We start from the raw sequence: 14613 nt of genomic DNA, 5'->3' as shown, positions 1-14613 counted from the left end.
GGCGGGGGCGCGGTAGGTGCCGCCGACCGCTCCGCAGCCGGGCGTGCGGCTGCGACGCGGACGGCGGCACGCCGGGCTAGCGCGGCAGCGCGGCCTGCAGCGGATCGATGCGGCCTTCGCCGCGCATGATCTTCTTGAACTCGGCGCGGCTCACCGACACGTAGCGCTCGTTGCCGCCGATCTCCACCTGCGGCCCGTCCTGCACCGCGTGGCCGTCGGCATCCACGCGCACCGTCATCGTCGCCTTGCTGCCGGTGTGGCAGATGGTCTTGATCTCCTGCAACTCGTCGGCCCAGGCCAGCAGGTACTGGCTGCCTTCGAACAGCTCGCCGCGGAAATCGGTGCGCAGGCCGTAGCACAGCACCGGAATGCGCCGCCGGTCGACCACCTCGCTGAGCTGCCAGACCTGCGCGCGGCTGAGGAACTGGGCCTCGTCCACCAGCACGCAATGCAGCGCGCCGTCGCGGGCGACGTCGTCCTGCAGCAGCGCCAGCAGGTCGGTGTCCGCCACGAAGGTGCTGCCGTCGGAGCGCAGGCCGATGCGCGAGGCGACCACGCCGCTGCCGTCGCGGTGGTCCAGGCGCGGGGCCAGGATCGCGGTGCGCATGCCGCGCTCGCGATAGTTGTGCGCCGACTGCAGCAGCGTGGTGGTCTTGCCGGCGTTCATCGCCGAATAGTAGAAATACAGTTTCGCCATGGCGCGGATTCTAGCGCGGTGGCCGGCCGCGCCGCAGGCCGGATGCGGCTGGGAAAACCCGTTCAGCGGGTGCGCCATGCCGCGGCCCTCGCCATCGGCCGACGCCGCTACAATGCGCGGCCCAGGGAAGTCTTCATGCACGGTCTCAATCCTCCCCAACGCGCCGCGGTGCTGCATTGCGAAGGCCCGTTGCTGGTGCTGGCCGGCGCCGGCAGCGGCAAGACCCGCGTGATCGTGGAGAAGATCGCGCAACTGATCGCCAGCGGCCGCTATCCGGCCAAGCGCATCGCCGCGATCACCTTCACCAACAAGTCGGCTAAGGAAATGCGCGAGCGCGTGGCCAAGCGCATCCGCGGCGACGCCGCCGACGGCCTGACCATCTGCACCTTCCATGCGCTGGGGCTGAAGTTCCTGCAGATCGAGCACGCCGCGGCCGGCCTGAAGCGCGGCTTCTCGATCTTCGACGCCGACGATGCCGCCGCGCAGATCAAGGACCTGATGCACGGCGCCAAGCCCGATGCGATCGACGACGCCAAGAACCTGATCTCGCGCGCCAAGAACGCCGGGCTGTCGCCGCAGCAGGCGATGGCCGCCGCGCGCAGCGATCGCGAGCGGGAAGCGGCCAGCCTGTACGCGCGCTACCAGGCGCGGCTGAGCACGTTCAACGCGGTGGATTTCGACGACCTGATCCGCCTGCCGGTGCAGCTGCTGGAGGAGAACGCCGACATCGTGACGGCCTGGCGCGAGCGCATCGGCTACCTGTTGGTGGACGAGAGCCAGGACACCAACGACGCGCAGTACCGGCTGCTGAAGATGCTGGCCGGCCCGCGCGGCAACTTCACCTGCGTGGGCGACGACGACCAGAGCATCTACGCCTGGCGCGGCGCCAATCCGGAAAACCTGTTGCAGATGGGGCGCGACTACCCGGCGCTGCAGATCGTCAAGCTGGAGCAGAACTACCGCTGCTCCAACCGCGTGCTGCGCGCGGCCAATGCGCTGATCGCGCACAATCCGCACGAACACCTGAAGACCCTGTGGAGCGACCAGGCCGACGGCGAGCGCATCCGCGTGTGGGAATGCCGCGACAGCGAGCACGAGGCGGAGAAGGTCGCCGCCGAGATCGCCTACCTGGGCACCGCCAAGCAGGTGCCGTGGAGCGATTTCTGCGTCCTGTTCCGCGGCAACTTCCAGTCGCGGCCGCTGGAAAAGGCCTTGCAGATGGCCGGCGTGCCGTACCACATCACCGGCGGCACCGCGTTCCTGGAACGCCAGGAGGTCAAGGACGTGCTGTCGTGGCTGCGGCTGCTGGTCAATCCCGACGACGATGCCGCGTTCCTGCGCGCGGTGCAGGCACCCAAGCGCGAAGTCGGCGCCGCCTCGCTGGCCAGGCTGGCCGAACTGGCCGCGGCCAAGCACCTGCCGATGTCGCGTGCGGCCGAGTCGCTGGGCGCGCTGCAGCAGCTGCCGCCGCGCGCGGCCAACGGCCTGAGCGACTTCGTCGACATCCTGCACGGGTTGCGCAGCGCCTCGGCCACGCTGTCCTCGGCCGAGGTGGTGCGCCGGCTCGCCGAACAGTCCGGGCTGATCCGCGAACTGCGCAGCCAGTGCAAGGACGAAGCGGGCTTCCAGCGCCGCCGCGGCAACCTGGAGGAACTGGCCAAGTGGTTCGAGGGCGGCCCGCGCGGCGCCACGGTCGGCGATCTGGCCGCGCAGCTGGCGCTGCTGTCGCGCAACGACAAGGACGACGGCGGCAACCAGGTGCGGATGATGACGATGCATGCGTCCAAGGGCCTGGAGTTCCGCTACGTGTTCATCGTCGGCTGCGAGGACGGCGTGCTGCCGCACGAGGTCAGCCTGGAGGAAGGCAACCTGCAGGAAGAGCGGCGCCTGTTGTACGTGGGCATCACCCGCGCCAAGGAGCAGCTGTGGATGAGCTACAGCAAGCTCACCCGCAAGTTCGGCGAGCACATCCGGCTCAAGCCCAGCCGCTTCTTCGACGAGATCCCGGCCGAGGAGATGCAGCGCGACGGCGCCGACCCGGTGGCCGACGCGGCGCGCAAGCAGGAGCGCGCCAATGCCGGGCTGGCGGCGATCCAGGCGTTGTTCGATTGAGGCCGGGATTCGGGAGTGGGGAGTAGGGCTTCGGTAACGGCGGTTGTGCGCCGCGCCGTCCGTGGCAGACCTGGGCGCGGTGCGCTCCCTTGCCTGCATTTCCCTTCTCCCCGCGCGACCACTGCCCCTGTTAGCGGGAAGCTGCCCCGAAGGGGCGGGTGAGGATGGGGCGACGCCTCGTGTACCGAAACGCCGCGAGACGCTTCGCGCCGTCCCCTCACCCCCACCCCTCTCCCGGTGGGAGAGGGGTGGGGCGACACAGGCGCTCGTACACGACCGGCCGGGTGCACCTGGGAGGGACGTCAGTCCCGGCGCTGTTGCACTCGGCCGTGGGGTTGCCGGTTCCGTTCGTCGCGGCCGGTGGCCCAAGGCCACCCAGACGCGCTCTCATGAAAGAAGAAGAGGCCGCTTTCGCAGCCTCTCCATACATCCATCGGCCGCGCCGCTTACGAGGACAGGTGCTCGATCGCCGCGACGCTGCCGAGGCGGTCGCCCAGGCGCTTGAGCAGGGCCAGGCGGTTGCCGCGGAGCGCCGGGTCGTCGACGTTGACCATCACCCCGTCGAAGAACGCGTCCACCTGCGGCCGCAGCCGCGCCAGGAAGTCCAGCACGGTGACGTAGTCGTGCTGGCGCAGCGCGCCGTCGGTTTCCGCGATCGCCGCTTCCACCGCGTCGGCCAGCGCGCGTTCGGCCGGCTCGCGCAGCAGCGTGGCGTCGATCTGCGCCGGGATCGCGCCCTCGGCTTTGCGCAGGATGTTGCGGATGCGCTTGTTGGCCGCGGCCAGCGCCCCGGCCTCCGGCAGCGTGGTGAAGAGGCCGATCGCGTCGATGCGGCGGTCGAAGTCGTACAGCGATCCGTGCGCAGTGATCGCGGTTGGAGCCGCCCCTGCAGAAGTCGCGGTGCTTTCTGTAGGAGGTGCTTCAGCCCCCACCGAGAACAGCGCGGCCACCGCATTGAAATGCGTCGCCGGCACGCCCTTGTCGGCGTAGTAGCCGCGTAGGCGGTCGAGAATGAAGTCGAAAACTTCCGCGGGCCTGGGATCAGGCGAAACTTTGGCCGCGCCGACAGCCTGGACGCCGCCTTTGCTGGATGCGTTCCTTTCCAACGCGTCAAGCATGCTTTTGTCCACTGCTTCGAAAGCTGCCTGAAGAAGCGCATGCAGATCCAGCGAGAACCCACTCTCGATCACCGTCCGCGCCAACCCCAGCGCATTGCGCCGCAGCGCGAACGGATCCTTGTTGCCGGTCGGCTTCAGGCCCGCGGCGAAGCCGCCGGCCAGGGTGTCCAGGCGCTCGGCGATGGCCAGCACCTTGCCCAGCGGTGACAGCGCGATGTCGTCGCCGGCCAAGCGCGGCCGGTAGGCCTCGTCGATCGCCAGCGCGATCTCGCCCGACTCGCCGGCGGCCTTGGCGTAGTGGCGCCCGGCGATGCCCTGCAGTTCGGGGAACTCGTTGACCATGCGCGATTGCAGGTCGTTCTTGCTCAGCTCGGCCGCGCGCCGCGCCTGCGCCGCGTCCACGCCGACCAACGGCGCGATCGACTCGGCCAGCGCGGCCACGCGCCGCACCTTGTCGGCGATGCTGCCGAGCCTGGTCTGGTAGGTGACGCTGGCCAGGCCCGCGCCCATCGCCTCAAGACCTTGCTTGAGGTCCTCGTCGAAGAAGAACTTGGCGTCGGCGAAGCGCGGCCGGATCACCCGCTCGTAGCCCTTGGCCACTTCGGCCACGTCGCGCGAGACGATGTTGGCGATGCCGATGAAGTGCTCGGTCAGCTTGCCGCCGTCGTCGAGCACCGGGAAGAACTTCTGGTTGCTCTCCATGGTTTGGATCAGCGCTTCCTGCGGCACCGCCAGGAACGCCGGCTCGAAATGGCACAGCACCGCCGACGGCCATTCGACCAGGTTCACCACCTGCTCCAGGTTGTCCTCGGCGACGCGCGCGCTGCCGCCGGCCTGGCGCGCGGCCTGCTCGACCTCGGCGACGATGCGCGCGCGGCGCGCGTCCGGGTCGACCAGCACCTGCGCCGCCTGCAGCGCGGCCACGTAGTCGCCCGGCTGCGCCAGCGCGACGGGCGCGTCGTGCAGGAAGCGGTGGCCGCGGCTGTCGCGGCCGGCCTGCACGCCGAACAGCTGCACCGGCACCACCTCGCCGCCGAACAGCAGCACCAGCCAGTGCACCGGCCGCGCGAAGCCGTAGTCGTGGTCGCCCCAGCGCATCGGCTTGGGGATCGGCATCGCCGCGATCGCCTCGCGCAGGATCTCCGGCAGCAGCGCCTCGGTGCGCGCGCCGGTGCTCACCGCGCGATGCACGAAGCGCTCGCCCTTGGCGTCGCGGGTGCGTTGCAGCGCGGTCCAATCGATCCCGGCCTTGGCGGCGAAACCGGCCAGCGCCTTGGTCGGCTGGCCGTCGGCGTCCAGGGCGATGTTGAGATAGGGGCCGAGCACTTCCGAACGCTGCGCCGGCTGCTCGGCGGCCACGCCCGGCAGCAACACCGCCAGCCGCCGCGGGGTGGACAGCGGCTTGGCGTCGCCGCGTTCGACCGCGATGCCGCGCTTGTCCAGCCCGGCGACCACGCCGTCGAACAAGGCCTGCGCCAGGCCCGGCAGTGCCTTGACCGGCAGTTCCTCGGTGCCCAGTTCGATCAGCAGGGGATGCATGCGCATATCACGTCCTTCCGGGTCGCCAGCAGGTCGCCGCGCCCAATCGATTTGTCTTTCGACTTGCCGCGGCCATCGCGGTCGTCGCCATGGATCGCCAGCAGCCACAGCCCGGCCGTCGGCAGCAAGAGGAATCCGAACAGGAACCAACCCACCGCGCTGCGTCCACGCTGCTGCGCCCACCAGGCGCAGAAATAGCCGAACGCCAGCGGCGCCGACCACAGCACGCCCAGCAGCAGGAACAGTTCGCTGTTCGGCCGCATCGGCCGCGGCCTCAGCGCTTCACGCCGGGGAAGCCCAGCTTGTCGCGTTGTGCGTGGTAGGCCGTGGCCACCGCCTGCGCCAGCGCGCGCACGCGCAGGATGTAGCGCTGGCGCTCGGTCACCGAGATCGCGCGGCGCGCGTCGAGCAGGTTGAAGGCGTGGCTGGCCTTGGCGACCTGTTCGTAGGCCGGCAGCGGCAGACCGACCTCGACCAGTGCCTGCGCCTCGCGCTCGCAGGCGTCGAAGCGGTGGAACAGCTCGGCCACGTTCGCATGCTCGAAGTTGTACGCGCTCTGCTCCACCTCGTTCTGGTGGTAGACGTCGCCGTAGGTCACCGGCGTGCCGTCCGGGCCGTAGGTCCACACCAGCTCGTAGATGTTGTCGCAGTGCTGCAGGTACATGCACAGCCGCTCCAGGCCGTAGGTGATCTCGCCCAGCACCGGCTTGCACTCCAGGCCGCCGGCCTGCTGGAAGTAGGTGAACTGGGTGACCTCCATGCCGTTGAGCCACACCTCCCAGCCCAGGCCCCAGGCGCCGAGCGTGGGCGATTCCCAGTTGTCCTCGACGAAGCGCAGGTCGTGCACCAGCGGGTCGATGCCCAGCGCCTGCAGCGAATCCAGGTACAGCTGCTGGATGTTGTCCGGGTTCGGTTTCATCGCCACCTGGTACTGGTAGTAGCGCTGCAGGCGGTTCGGATTCTCGCCATAGCGGCCGTCGGTGGGCCGGCGGCAGGGCTGCACGTAGGCCGCGTTCCACGGCTCGGGCCCGAGCGCGCGCAGGAACGTGGCCGGGTGGAAGGTGCCGGCGCCCACTTCCAGGTCCAGCGGTTGGATCAGCACGCAGCCGTGCTGCGCCCAGAACTGGTTGAGGGTCTGGATCAGGCCCTGGAACGTGATCGGAACGGACCGGGAGACGGGCATGCAGCAAAGGCCGGCAAAGGGGTGCGCTAGTATAGCGACCGACCTGCGGGGACTTCCGCGTACCGGACTCGGACCATGGATTCGCGACCTGCCGCGCTGCCGTCGACGCTGCCTGCACCCGGCGTCGTGTCGCTGCCGCCGGGGCGGCTGAGCTTCGAGCGGGTCGCCGCGGCGCTGCTCGCCGACGGTCTGGTGGCGCCGGCCGAGCGCGGCCGCGTGCAGTTCTCGGCGCAGACCGCGCGCACCGTCAGCGACGTGCATCCGCTGGTGCTGCTGTCCAACCTGAAGCTGCCCGCAACCCATCCGCCGGGCAGCGAGCTGGGCCTGGAACGGCTGACCGAATGGCTGGCGCAGCGTTGCGGCCTGCGCTACCTGCGCATCGATCCGACCCGGGTCGACGTGGCCGCGGTGACCGCCGTGGTCTCGCACGCCTACGCCCGCCGCCACCGCATCCTGCCGCTGGCGCTGGAGCCCGAGCGCCTGCTGGTGGCGACCAGCGAGCCGCTGGCGCTGGACTGGCTGGCCGACCTGCAGCACCTGGCGCGGCGCCGGATCGAGATCGCGCTGGTCAACCCGCTGGACCTGCACCGCTACACCATGGAGTTCTTCGGCGTGACCCGCTCGGTGCGCGGGGCCAGGGACGGGCGCAGCGAGCAGAGCAGCGGCCTGCCCAGCTTCGAGCAACTGGTGGAACTGGGCCGCGGCGGCGATGTCAACGCCGACGACCACCACATCGTGCACATCGTCGACTGGCTGCTGCAGTACGCCTACGAGCAGCGCGCCAGCGACATCCACCTGGAGCCGCGGCGCGAGGCCGGGCGCATGCGCTTCCGCATCGACGGCGTGCTGCACAAGGTGCTGGAGGTGCCGCCGGCGGTGATGACCGCCATCGTCAGCCGGATCAAGGTGCTCGGGCGCATGGACCTGGCCGAGCGCCGGCGCCCGCAGGACGGGCGCATCAAGACCCGCTCGCCGGGCGGGCGCGAGACCGAGATGCGCCTGTCCACGATGCCCACCGCGTTCGGCGAGAAATGCGTGATGCGCATCTTCGACCCGGATGCGGCGTTCAAGAGCGTGGACCAGCTCGGCTTCAGCGCGCAGGAGGCGGCCGGCTGGGCGGCGCTGGTCGAACGCCCGCACGGCATCGTGCTGGTCACCGGCCCGACCGGCTCGGGCAAGACCACCACGCTGTATTCCACGCTCAAGCGCCTGGCCACCCCCGAGGTGAACGTGTGCAGCGTCGAGGACCCGATCGAGATGATCGCGCCGGAGTTCAACCAGATGCAGGTGCAGACCAACATCGACCTGGACTTCGCCAGCGGCGTGCGCACCCTGCTGCGGCAGGACCCGGACATCATCATGATCGGCGAGATCCGCGACCTGGAGACTGCACAGATGGCGGTGCAGGCCTCGCTGACCGGGCACCTGGTGCTGTCCACCCTGCATACCAACGACGCGCCCTCGGCGATCACCCGCCTGCTCGACCTGGGCGTGCCGCACTACCTGGTCGCCTCCACCCTCAACGGCGTGCTGGCGCAACGCCTGGTGCGCACCCTGTGCGGCCATTGCAAGCGCCCGCACACGCTGGACGCGGTCGAATGGGACGCGCTGCGCGAGCCGGGCGAGGCGCTGCCGGACGCGGTGCAGGTCCACGCCCCGGTCGGTTGCCTGGAATGCCGCCGCACCGGCTACCTGGGCCGGGTCGGCCTGTACGAACTGCTGCCGGTGACGCCGCGCCTGCGCGCGCTGATCCGCGCCGACATGGACCTGGCCGGCTTCGGCCGCGCGGCGCAGGCCGAAGGCGTGCGCAGCCTGCGCCGCGCCGGGCTGGAAAAAGTCGCCGCCGGCCTGACCACCATCGAGGAAGTGCTGTCGGTGCTGCCGCCGCGCGAGTGAGCGGCGCGCCGGCCTGATGAGCCGGGTTTGCATCGCGATGCCATCGGCACCGGCGGGGTTCGAACAAAGCGGGACGCTGGCGTCTGGAATCGGGCATATGCCGTTGCGCCCGCCCGTACTGCCCGCTGCGCCCTTGCTGATCCTCGAAACCGGCCGGCCGGTGGCGACGATGCGGCGCTACGGGCGCTTCCCGCACTGGATCCGGGTCGCCGCCGGGCTCGCCGAATGCGACACGGTGGCCGCCGCCGGCGCCGCGCTGCCTGCACGCGACCGCTTTGCCGGGATCATCGTCACCGGCTCGGCCGCCTTCGTCACCGACCGCGCAGACTGGAGCGAGCGCTCGGCCGCCTGGCTGCGCGAGGCGGCCCACGACGGCACCCCGCTGCTGGGCATCTGCTACGGCCACCAGCTGCTGGCGCATGCGCTGGGCGGGGAAGTCGCCTACAACCCGGCCGGGCGCGAATCGGGCACCGTGCACATCGACCTGCACCCGCCGGCGTTCGAGGACCCGCTGTTCGCCGGCCTGCCCGGGCGCTTCCCGGCCCACGCCACCCACCTGCAGACGGTGCTGCGCGCGCCGGCCGGCGCCACCGTGCTGGCACGCTCGGCGCAGGACCAGTGCCATGCCTTCCGCTGGGGCGAGGCGGCCTGGGGCGTGCAGTTCCATCCGGAGTTCGCCACCCACCACATGCGCGGCTACGTGCATGCCCGCGCCGACTGTCTACGCAGCGCCGGGCGCTGCGCCCGTACCATCGCCCGCGAGGTCAGCGCCGCGCCGCTGGCGCGCAAGCTGCTGCGGCGCTTCGTTCAGCACGCGCGCGGCCAGCAAACCGCCGGTGGCCGGGCAAAACCGCGATAATCTGTGCAAGCGCCGCGCCGTACGGCGTCCCCACTTCGGATTGGCAATGATCGAGATTCGCAAGCTGCCGGCCTCGGCCGGCGCGGAATGGCTGTTGACCGGGATTTCGCTGCTGCGCCGCGCGCCGCTGGCGCTGGGCCTGCTGGGCGTGATCTGGGGCCTGGCGGCGCTGCTGGCGCTGCTGGTGGGCGCGCTGAACCCGACCCTGGGCCTGCTGGCGCAATTGCTGCTGGGCCTGGCCGGGCCGCTGCTGTTCGGCGGGCTGGTGTGGGCGGTGCGCGAGGTCGACCAGGGCCGCGCCGCGCGGCCGGCGCACCTGCTGCAGGGCCTGCACGATGGCCGCGCGCGGAGTTTGCTGGCGGCGCTGCTGCCGCAGGTGCTGGTCGGCCTGGCGCTGGGCGCCCTGGCCCTGCTGGTGGTCGGCCAGACCGGGTGGGAGCAGCTGGGTACGGTGATGAACAAACTCAACGCACTCGGCCAGTCCAAGACGCCGCCGGATTCGGCGCAGGTCGAGCAGCTGGTGGCCACGCTGCCGGCGCTGCGCATCCTGCTGTGGTTGCTGCTGGTGTTGGTCGGCTTCGTGGCGGTGACGCTGACCCTGTTCGTGCTCGCCCCGCAGGTGATGTTCGACGGCCGCAACGGCCTGGCGGCGATGCGCAACAGCCTGCGTGCCTGCCTGCACAACGCACCGGCGATGCTGGTGTTCTTCGTGCTGGCCTTCATCGCCATGTTCGCGCTGTACTTCGCGCTGGCGGTGGTGGTCCTGCTGGTGCAGGCGATCGCCGGGCCGACCATCGCCGCGTTGGTCGCGCAGTTGCTGCTGATGGCGCTGGCGATGCCGACCCTGGCCGGCGCGGTGTATGCGGCCTGGAAGCGGATGTTCGTGCATTCCGGCGATGCGGCGTCTGCGGCGGCGCCGCCGAACGTGTTCGCGGCGTGATGGAGAGCCGGGACCCGGGACGCGTCAAGGCAAGAACGAGGGCAGTGCGGCGAATGTCGTTACCGCTTTTATGCGGTGTCGCATCCCGGACGATGACAGAGACCCCAAGCGCTATTCCCTGTTCATGGCCAGATCCGTTTTCCAGGAGTCGATAGAGTCCTTGCAATCGATCCGGGAAGCGACTCCATGCTGATAGCCCTGCACAAGAACGCCCGCACCACGCCTGCGGTGCGGGCCGAGATCGCTGCCGGTCGCGAGACGGCAAGTGTCTCGGCCCAACGGTTTGGTGCACCGAGCAGACGGTCTACAAGTGGAAGAAGCGCGAGGTGTTCGGGGATCGCTCGCATACGGCCCATCACCTGCAGACGGCGCTCACGCCGGCCCGGGAAGCCATCGTGGTCCACCGACGGCGAACCTTATCTGGACGGCTACCGCTCAATCCATCCTCGACAAGACATCGGCGCGCGCCGATGCGGCGGGCGAGGGCGGTCTTGCCGGCGATCAGCACGCGCTGCGGCACGAACGGCAGCCGGTCATCCGCGGAAAGCATCGGCTGTCCTGGCGCGCTCACCGGTACGGGCCTGGCCCGCTCCACACTAACTCGCCGCGGCGGTAGACCTGGATCATGTCGATGACCTCGCGGGCGTCGCCGATGGCCTTCAGTTCCGGCGAGTCGGGGGCGACCAGCCGGCATTTACCGGAACCGCGGTCCAGCGCGACCTGGGCCGGGCAGACCATGTAGTACTGGGTGCCCGGCAGTGGGATCGAGAGTTCCTTCATGCCCTGGTCCATCCAGGCGCGCAGCTGGGTGGCGCTGCGCAGGCCGTACCAGACCTGGTAGCCGCCCACTTCCAGGCTGGCCTGGGCGGCCTGCGGGTCGTTGCGGCGGCCGCGGTCGATGGACGTGCCGCGGGCCGAGCCGTCGGCGGTGTCCTCCTCGAGCATGCCCGGCGGCCGCCCGGTCCAGGTCTCGGGGTGGCGCTGGGTCGGCGGCGGACTGGCGGCCGGCGTCTGCGCCTGGCTCTGGGTGGCCTCGTCCAGGGTGGGCGGCGGCTCGACCGGCGGTGGGGTCGGGCGCTGCCGCGGCGGGCGCCGCTGCGCCGTGGTGTCGGGGGCGTCGTCGGCCTGCGGCGGCGCCGGGTCCTTGGCGTGCTCGACCAGCGTGGACTGCACGCGCGAGGCGGCGGGGCGCGTGCGGGCAGGCTCGGGTTTCTGCGGCGGCGGCGGGCTGGGCGGCGCCTTCACCGGGCGCACGGGCTGGCGTGTCTGGCCGACGAAATCCACTTTCACCCGGCCGCCGCTGGTCGCGCCCTGCGGCGCGGTCAGGCTGGGCTTGGAGGCCAGCAGCAGGAGCAGCAGCATCAGCAGGTGCAGCAGCGCGCTGACGCACGCCGCGATCCACGGGTCCAGGCGTTCGGCGCGCGGGGGAACCCGGACCTCCACGCGGTTCGACGCGCTACTCATGCCGCCGTGGGGGCGTCGGGGGTGCGGGCCATCATGGGGGGTCTACGCAGCGCAGCCGTGTGGGGTGCGACATCCTACCGCGTGCCGGGCCGGGTTCACCCGCGTGGCGCGGAGGTCTTCCGGTGCGGGCGGCAGCGGGTGTTCAGCGCGCCTGGCCTGATGAGCACCTCGAACAACTCATAATTTCATTGAGATGAGCGGCGAAGGCGCCGCTGCCGCGTCCTGCCAGACCGCCTGAGGGCATCGCCGGTCGCTGGTCAGAGGGTCGCGGTGCTGGCCCACCAGACTGGTCCACTCCGTTAACCGAAGCACGACGAGAACGCGCCAGGCCGTCTCATACCCGGCCCGCTGCCCCAGTGGGGTTAGAGGTGGGATAGCGGCGCAACTGTCCCAGGTTTGCCAGCGGACTGATGCCCTCTGCGGAACGCAGCATACGCAGAACCTGCCAGCCGTTGCGCTCCAGCGGCGTGAGGTGGGCGTCGAGCATGAGCGATGCGGGCGTAGTGAACAGGGCGTCTTGCCCCAGCGGATTGTGGCGGGCGTGCTGGTCTGCCATGAGAAGTAGGGCCCCAGCGGCCCGTTCCCCTGCACCTCATCGCGTGCCATCTCGAACGTCAGCCAACAATGCGGTCTGCGCCACAACCGTTTTATCCGGCTGGGCGCAGCGCTGGCACCGGCATCCAGACTGATCTATCATCCCCACCCCGATATCCCCTTTGGGGGGTACAACTGGGGGTACTTCCAGCGATTCCTGCAAAGACCGTGGCCCGAACTTCTCCACGAAACCTAGCATTCACGGCCCTTTGCCGACCGATCAAGGTTTAAACGTGTGATCGGCGTCTGGATCTCAGTAGCGTTCGGTAGCGGATCAAACAGCGCAATCTGGCGGTGCTGGAGGAACGCGAGCGCGTCCGTGAAAGCTCGTTCGCCATGGTGGTGCATGCTTACCTTGCGGACATGAAACTTGTTTTCGCATTCAGCTTCTACCGAGCCAAAGAGTCGCGCATCAGGAAACAGCCGTCTCCCAAGTTCGACGGGTTGCCGATAAGCGACATTGGCGTCAAGCAGATTCGCCCGCCGCTGGAAGTGCAAGTCCCATGGCGCGTGGGCGGCCATCCATATCGAAGGCGAGCTGTCGGCCATCTTCGAGTCTGCGGTGGGGCGGGGTCAGGTTGAAGCCCATCCGATTCCCCGCTTGCGCGGGCTGCTGCGTGCGCCAGCGAGCGAGTTCGACGATGCCGCGTGGTGTCGGCCTGCGGCCATGATGGCTTCTTGGCGTCTGTTTTGGAGGGGGCAATACAGCCGTGTGCACTGAAGTCACTGCCGACTCTCAGACACCCGATCCCGGGTAGTTCCAGGGCATGCGCATCAGCACGTGGGCCAAGCCGCAGAAGCCTGTAACGCCGGCGAATACGAGGCCTGCTCCCACGAAGCCCGAAAGCAAGAGAAACCACGGCGAGACACCTGCACCCAGCACGGTACCGAGCACCGCCAACGTGCCTGCGGCGATCTGAACCTGACGTTGCCGTTCCAGAGGCTGCGACCCACCCCCGTTGCCGCAGTCGGCGCTGCGCAGCAAAACGCCTGTGCAGGCCATGAAGAACGGGTGCCAGGAGCATCCGATCCTGTTCCACAAGCGGCCAGATGATCGGCCGGGATGCGACAAATCACGCGCTGCACTCGATTCTTGAGACCGCCCCCCTACCCGAGAACTTTCACATGACCCAAGCCAATGGATACGCCGCACGGGCGTCCGATCAGCCGCTGACCCCCCTACGCGTTCGAGCGCCGCGCGAATGGACCGCACGCGTCAGCATCGAGATTCTCTACTGCGGCGTCTTCCCTTCCGACCTGCATACCGCGCGCAACGAATGGCACAATACCCCGTATCCATCCGTGCCCGGACACGAGATCGTCGGGCGCGTGACCGCGGTCGGCGACCAGGTCAGGCCTTCAAGGTCGGCGATCTGGCCGGGGTCGGTTGCATGGTCGACAGCTGCCGCCAGTGCCTGTCCTGTGCCGACGGCGAAGAGCAGTATTGCGAGAACGGCTTCGTGGGCACCTACAACGGTCCCATGTTCGGTGGCGAGAACACCTATGGCGGCTATTCCGACCACATCGTCGTCGATCAGAAGTATGTGCTGCGCATCCGGCATGGCGAGCAGGACCTGGCCGCGGTGGTGCCGCTGCTGTGCGCCGGCATCACCACCTATTCGCCGCTGCGCCATTGGAAGGTCGAGCCAGGGAAGAAGGTCGGCATCGTCGGCCTGGGCGGGCTGGGCCATATGGGCGTGAAGATCGCGCATGCGATGGACGCGCGTGTGGTGCTGTTCACGACTTCGGTGAACAAGAAGGAGGATGCGCTGCGCCTGGGCGCCGATGAAGTGGTGGTGTCCAAACTGCCGGAAGAGATGGCAGCACACCCCAACAGCTTCGATTCATCCTCAACACGGTCGCTGGGCCGCACGACTTGGACGCGTACCTGACGTTGCTCAAGCGCGATGGCACCATGACGCTGGTCGGCGTACCGGCCGAACCGCATCCGTCGCCGGCAGTGTTCAACTTGGTCATCAAGCGCCGGCAGCTGGCCGGCTCGCTGATCGGCGGCATCCGCGAGACCCAGGAGATGCTCGATTTCTGCGCGAAGCATGGCGCCGTGCCCGACATCGAGATGATCGAGACGGCGCAGATCAACGAGGCCTACGAGCGCGTGCTTAAGGGCGACGCGGAGTACCGCTTCGTCATCGACATGGCCACCCTGGAGAAAACCAGGGTGGCGGCCTGATCCCAGACGTGTGGCAGGAC

13 protein-coding genes and 2 pseudogenes are annotated in these 14613 nt (G+C 69.4%); 6 read left to right on the top strand and 9 right to left on the bottom strand.

Annotated elements, in window-relative coordinates; all coding sequences use genetic code 11:
* Positions 1 to 76 precede the first annotated feature (76 nt).
* Positions 77 to 697 (bottom strand): thymidine kinase, encoded by a 621-nt coding sequence (locus G4Q83_RS15595; RefSeq protein ID WP_128420055.1) that lies wholly within the window; start codon positions 695 to 697, stop codon positions 77 to 79.
* A gap of 135 nt (positions 698 to 832) precedes the next feature.
* Between G4Q83_RS15595 and G4Q83_RS15590 the strand changes: the two genes are divergently transcribed.
* On the top strand, positions 833 to 2809 hold the full coding sequence (locus G4Q83_RS15590) for a UvrD-helicase domain-containing protein (protein ID WP_128420054.1): 1977 nt from the start codon (positions 833 to 835) through the stop codon (positions 2807 to 2809).
* Between the two features lie 446 nt (positions 2810 to 3255).
* On the opposite strand, the gene glyS is transcribed toward G4Q83_RS15590, so the two are convergent.
* The 3 genes from glyS to glyQ are packed head-to-tail and all read right to left on the bottom strand — an operon-like array spanning position 3256 to position 6649.
* On the bottom strand, positions 3256 to 5472 hold the full coding sequence (gene glyS / locus G4Q83_RS15585; RefSeq protein WP_128420053.1) for a glycine--tRNA ligase subunit beta: 2217 nt from the start codon (positions 5470 to 5472) through the stop codon (positions 3256 to 3258).
* The gene (locus G4Q83_RS15580; protein ID WP_128420052.1) at positions 5451 to 5729 is read right to left on the bottom strand and encodes a hypothetical protein; all 279 of its coding nucleotides are present in this window, start codon (positions 5727 to 5729) and stop codon (positions 5451 to 5453) included. The genes glyS and G4Q83_RS15580 overlap by 22 nt, the downstream gene beginning before the upstream one ends.
* A gap of 11 nt (positions 5730 to 5740) precedes the next feature.
* Positions 5741 to 6649 carry a glycine--tRNA ligase subunit alpha gene (glyQ, locus tag G4Q83_RS15575; RefSeq protein ID WP_128420051.1) on the bottom strand — a complete coding sequence of 303 codons (909 nt, stop codon included), beginning with the start codon at positions 6647 to 6649 and terminating at the stop codon, positions 5741 to 5743.
* A gap of 75 nt (positions 6650 to 6724) precedes the next feature.
* Between glyQ and G4Q83_RS15570 the strand changes: the two genes are divergently transcribed.
* From G4Q83_RS15570 to G4Q83_RS15555, 4 genes and pseudogenes are all read left to right on the top strand, one after another.
* Positions 6725 to 8545, top strand: coding sequence for a GspE/PulE family protein (locus G4Q83_RS15570; protein ID WP_128420050.1), 1821 nt, complete (start codon positions 6725 to 6727; stop codon positions 8543 to 8545).
* Positions 8546 to 8642: 97 nt separating this feature from the next.
* Complete coding sequence (locus G4Q83_RS15565) at positions 8643 to 9404, top strand: glutamine amidotransferase (protein WP_386273026.1); 762 nt, start codon at positions 8643 to 8645, stop codon at positions 9402 to 9404.
* 46 nt (positions 9405 to 9450) lie between these two features.
* A complete protein-coding gene (locus tag G4Q83_RS15560; RefSeq protein ID WP_128420049.1) occupies positions 9451 to 10344 on the top strand; it encodes a BPSS1780 family membrane protein in 894 nt (297 codons plus the stop codon).
* Positions 10345 to 10530: 186 nt separating this feature from the next.
* Positions 10531 to 10784: pseudogene (locus G4Q83_RS15555) on the top strand (IS481 family transposase); the annotation flags it as partial.
* Here G4Q83_RS15555 and G4Q83_RS15550 read toward each other — a convergent pair.
* The 5 genes from G4Q83_RS15550 to G4Q83_RS15530 all read right to left on the bottom strand — a co-directional run bounded on the left by G4Q83_RS15550 (position 10700) and on the right by G4Q83_RS15530 (position 13405).
* Positions 10700 to 10894, bottom strand: a complete 195-nt coding sequence (locus tag G4Q83_RS15550; protein WP_170069156.1) for a hypothetical protein — start codon at positions 10892 to 10894, stop codon at positions 10700 to 10702. The pseudogene G4Q83_RS15555 and the gene G4Q83_RS15550 overlap by 85 nt on opposite strands.
* Before the next feature lie 17 nt (positions 10895 to 10911).
* The gene (locus G4Q83_RS15545) at positions 10912 to 11808 is read right to left on the bottom strand and encodes a type II toxin-antitoxin system RelE/ParE family toxin (RefSeq protein WP_128420048.1); all 897 of its coding nucleotides are present in this window, start codon (positions 11806 to 11808) and stop codon (positions 10912 to 10914) included.
* A gap of 334 nt (positions 11809 to 12142) precedes the next feature.
* Positions 12143 to 12364: a hypothetical protein gene (locus tag G4Q83_RS15540; RefSeq protein WP_211288287.1), complete on the bottom strand. Its 222-nt coding sequence runs from the start codon at positions 12362 to 12364 to the stop codon at positions 12143 to 12145.
* A gap of 230 nt (positions 12365 to 12594) precedes the next feature.
* Entirely contained in the window at positions 12595 to 12951 is a 357-nt protein-coding gene (locus tag G4Q83_RS15535) for a hypothetical protein (RefSeq protein WP_158255006.1), read from the bottom strand.
* Between the two features lie 187 nt (positions 12952 to 13138).
* The gene (locus G4Q83_RS15530; protein ID WP_211288286.1) at positions 13139 to 13405 is read right to left on the bottom strand and encodes a YgaP family membrane protein; all 267 of its coding nucleotides are present in this window, start codon (positions 13403 to 13405) and stop codon (positions 13139 to 13141) included.
* Positions 13406 to 13527: 122 nt separating this feature from the next.
* Between G4Q83_RS15530 and G4Q83_RS15525 the strand changes: the two are divergent.
* A pseudogene (locus G4Q83_RS15525) lies at positions 13528 to 14593 on the top strand (NAD(P)-dependent alcohol dehydrogenase).
* Positions 14594 to 14613 lie beyond the last annotated feature (20 nt).

This window comes from Xanthomonas theicola (assembly GCF_014236795.1).
In the GTDB taxonomy this organism is placed as follows: domain Bacteria; phylum Pseudomonadota; class Gammaproteobacteria; order Xanthomonadales; family Xanthomonadaceae; genus Xanthomonas_A; species Xanthomonas_A theicola.
The sequence above is the reverse complement of the archived record's forward strand: the minus strand, read 5'-3'. Positions and strand labels throughout refer to the sequence as shown.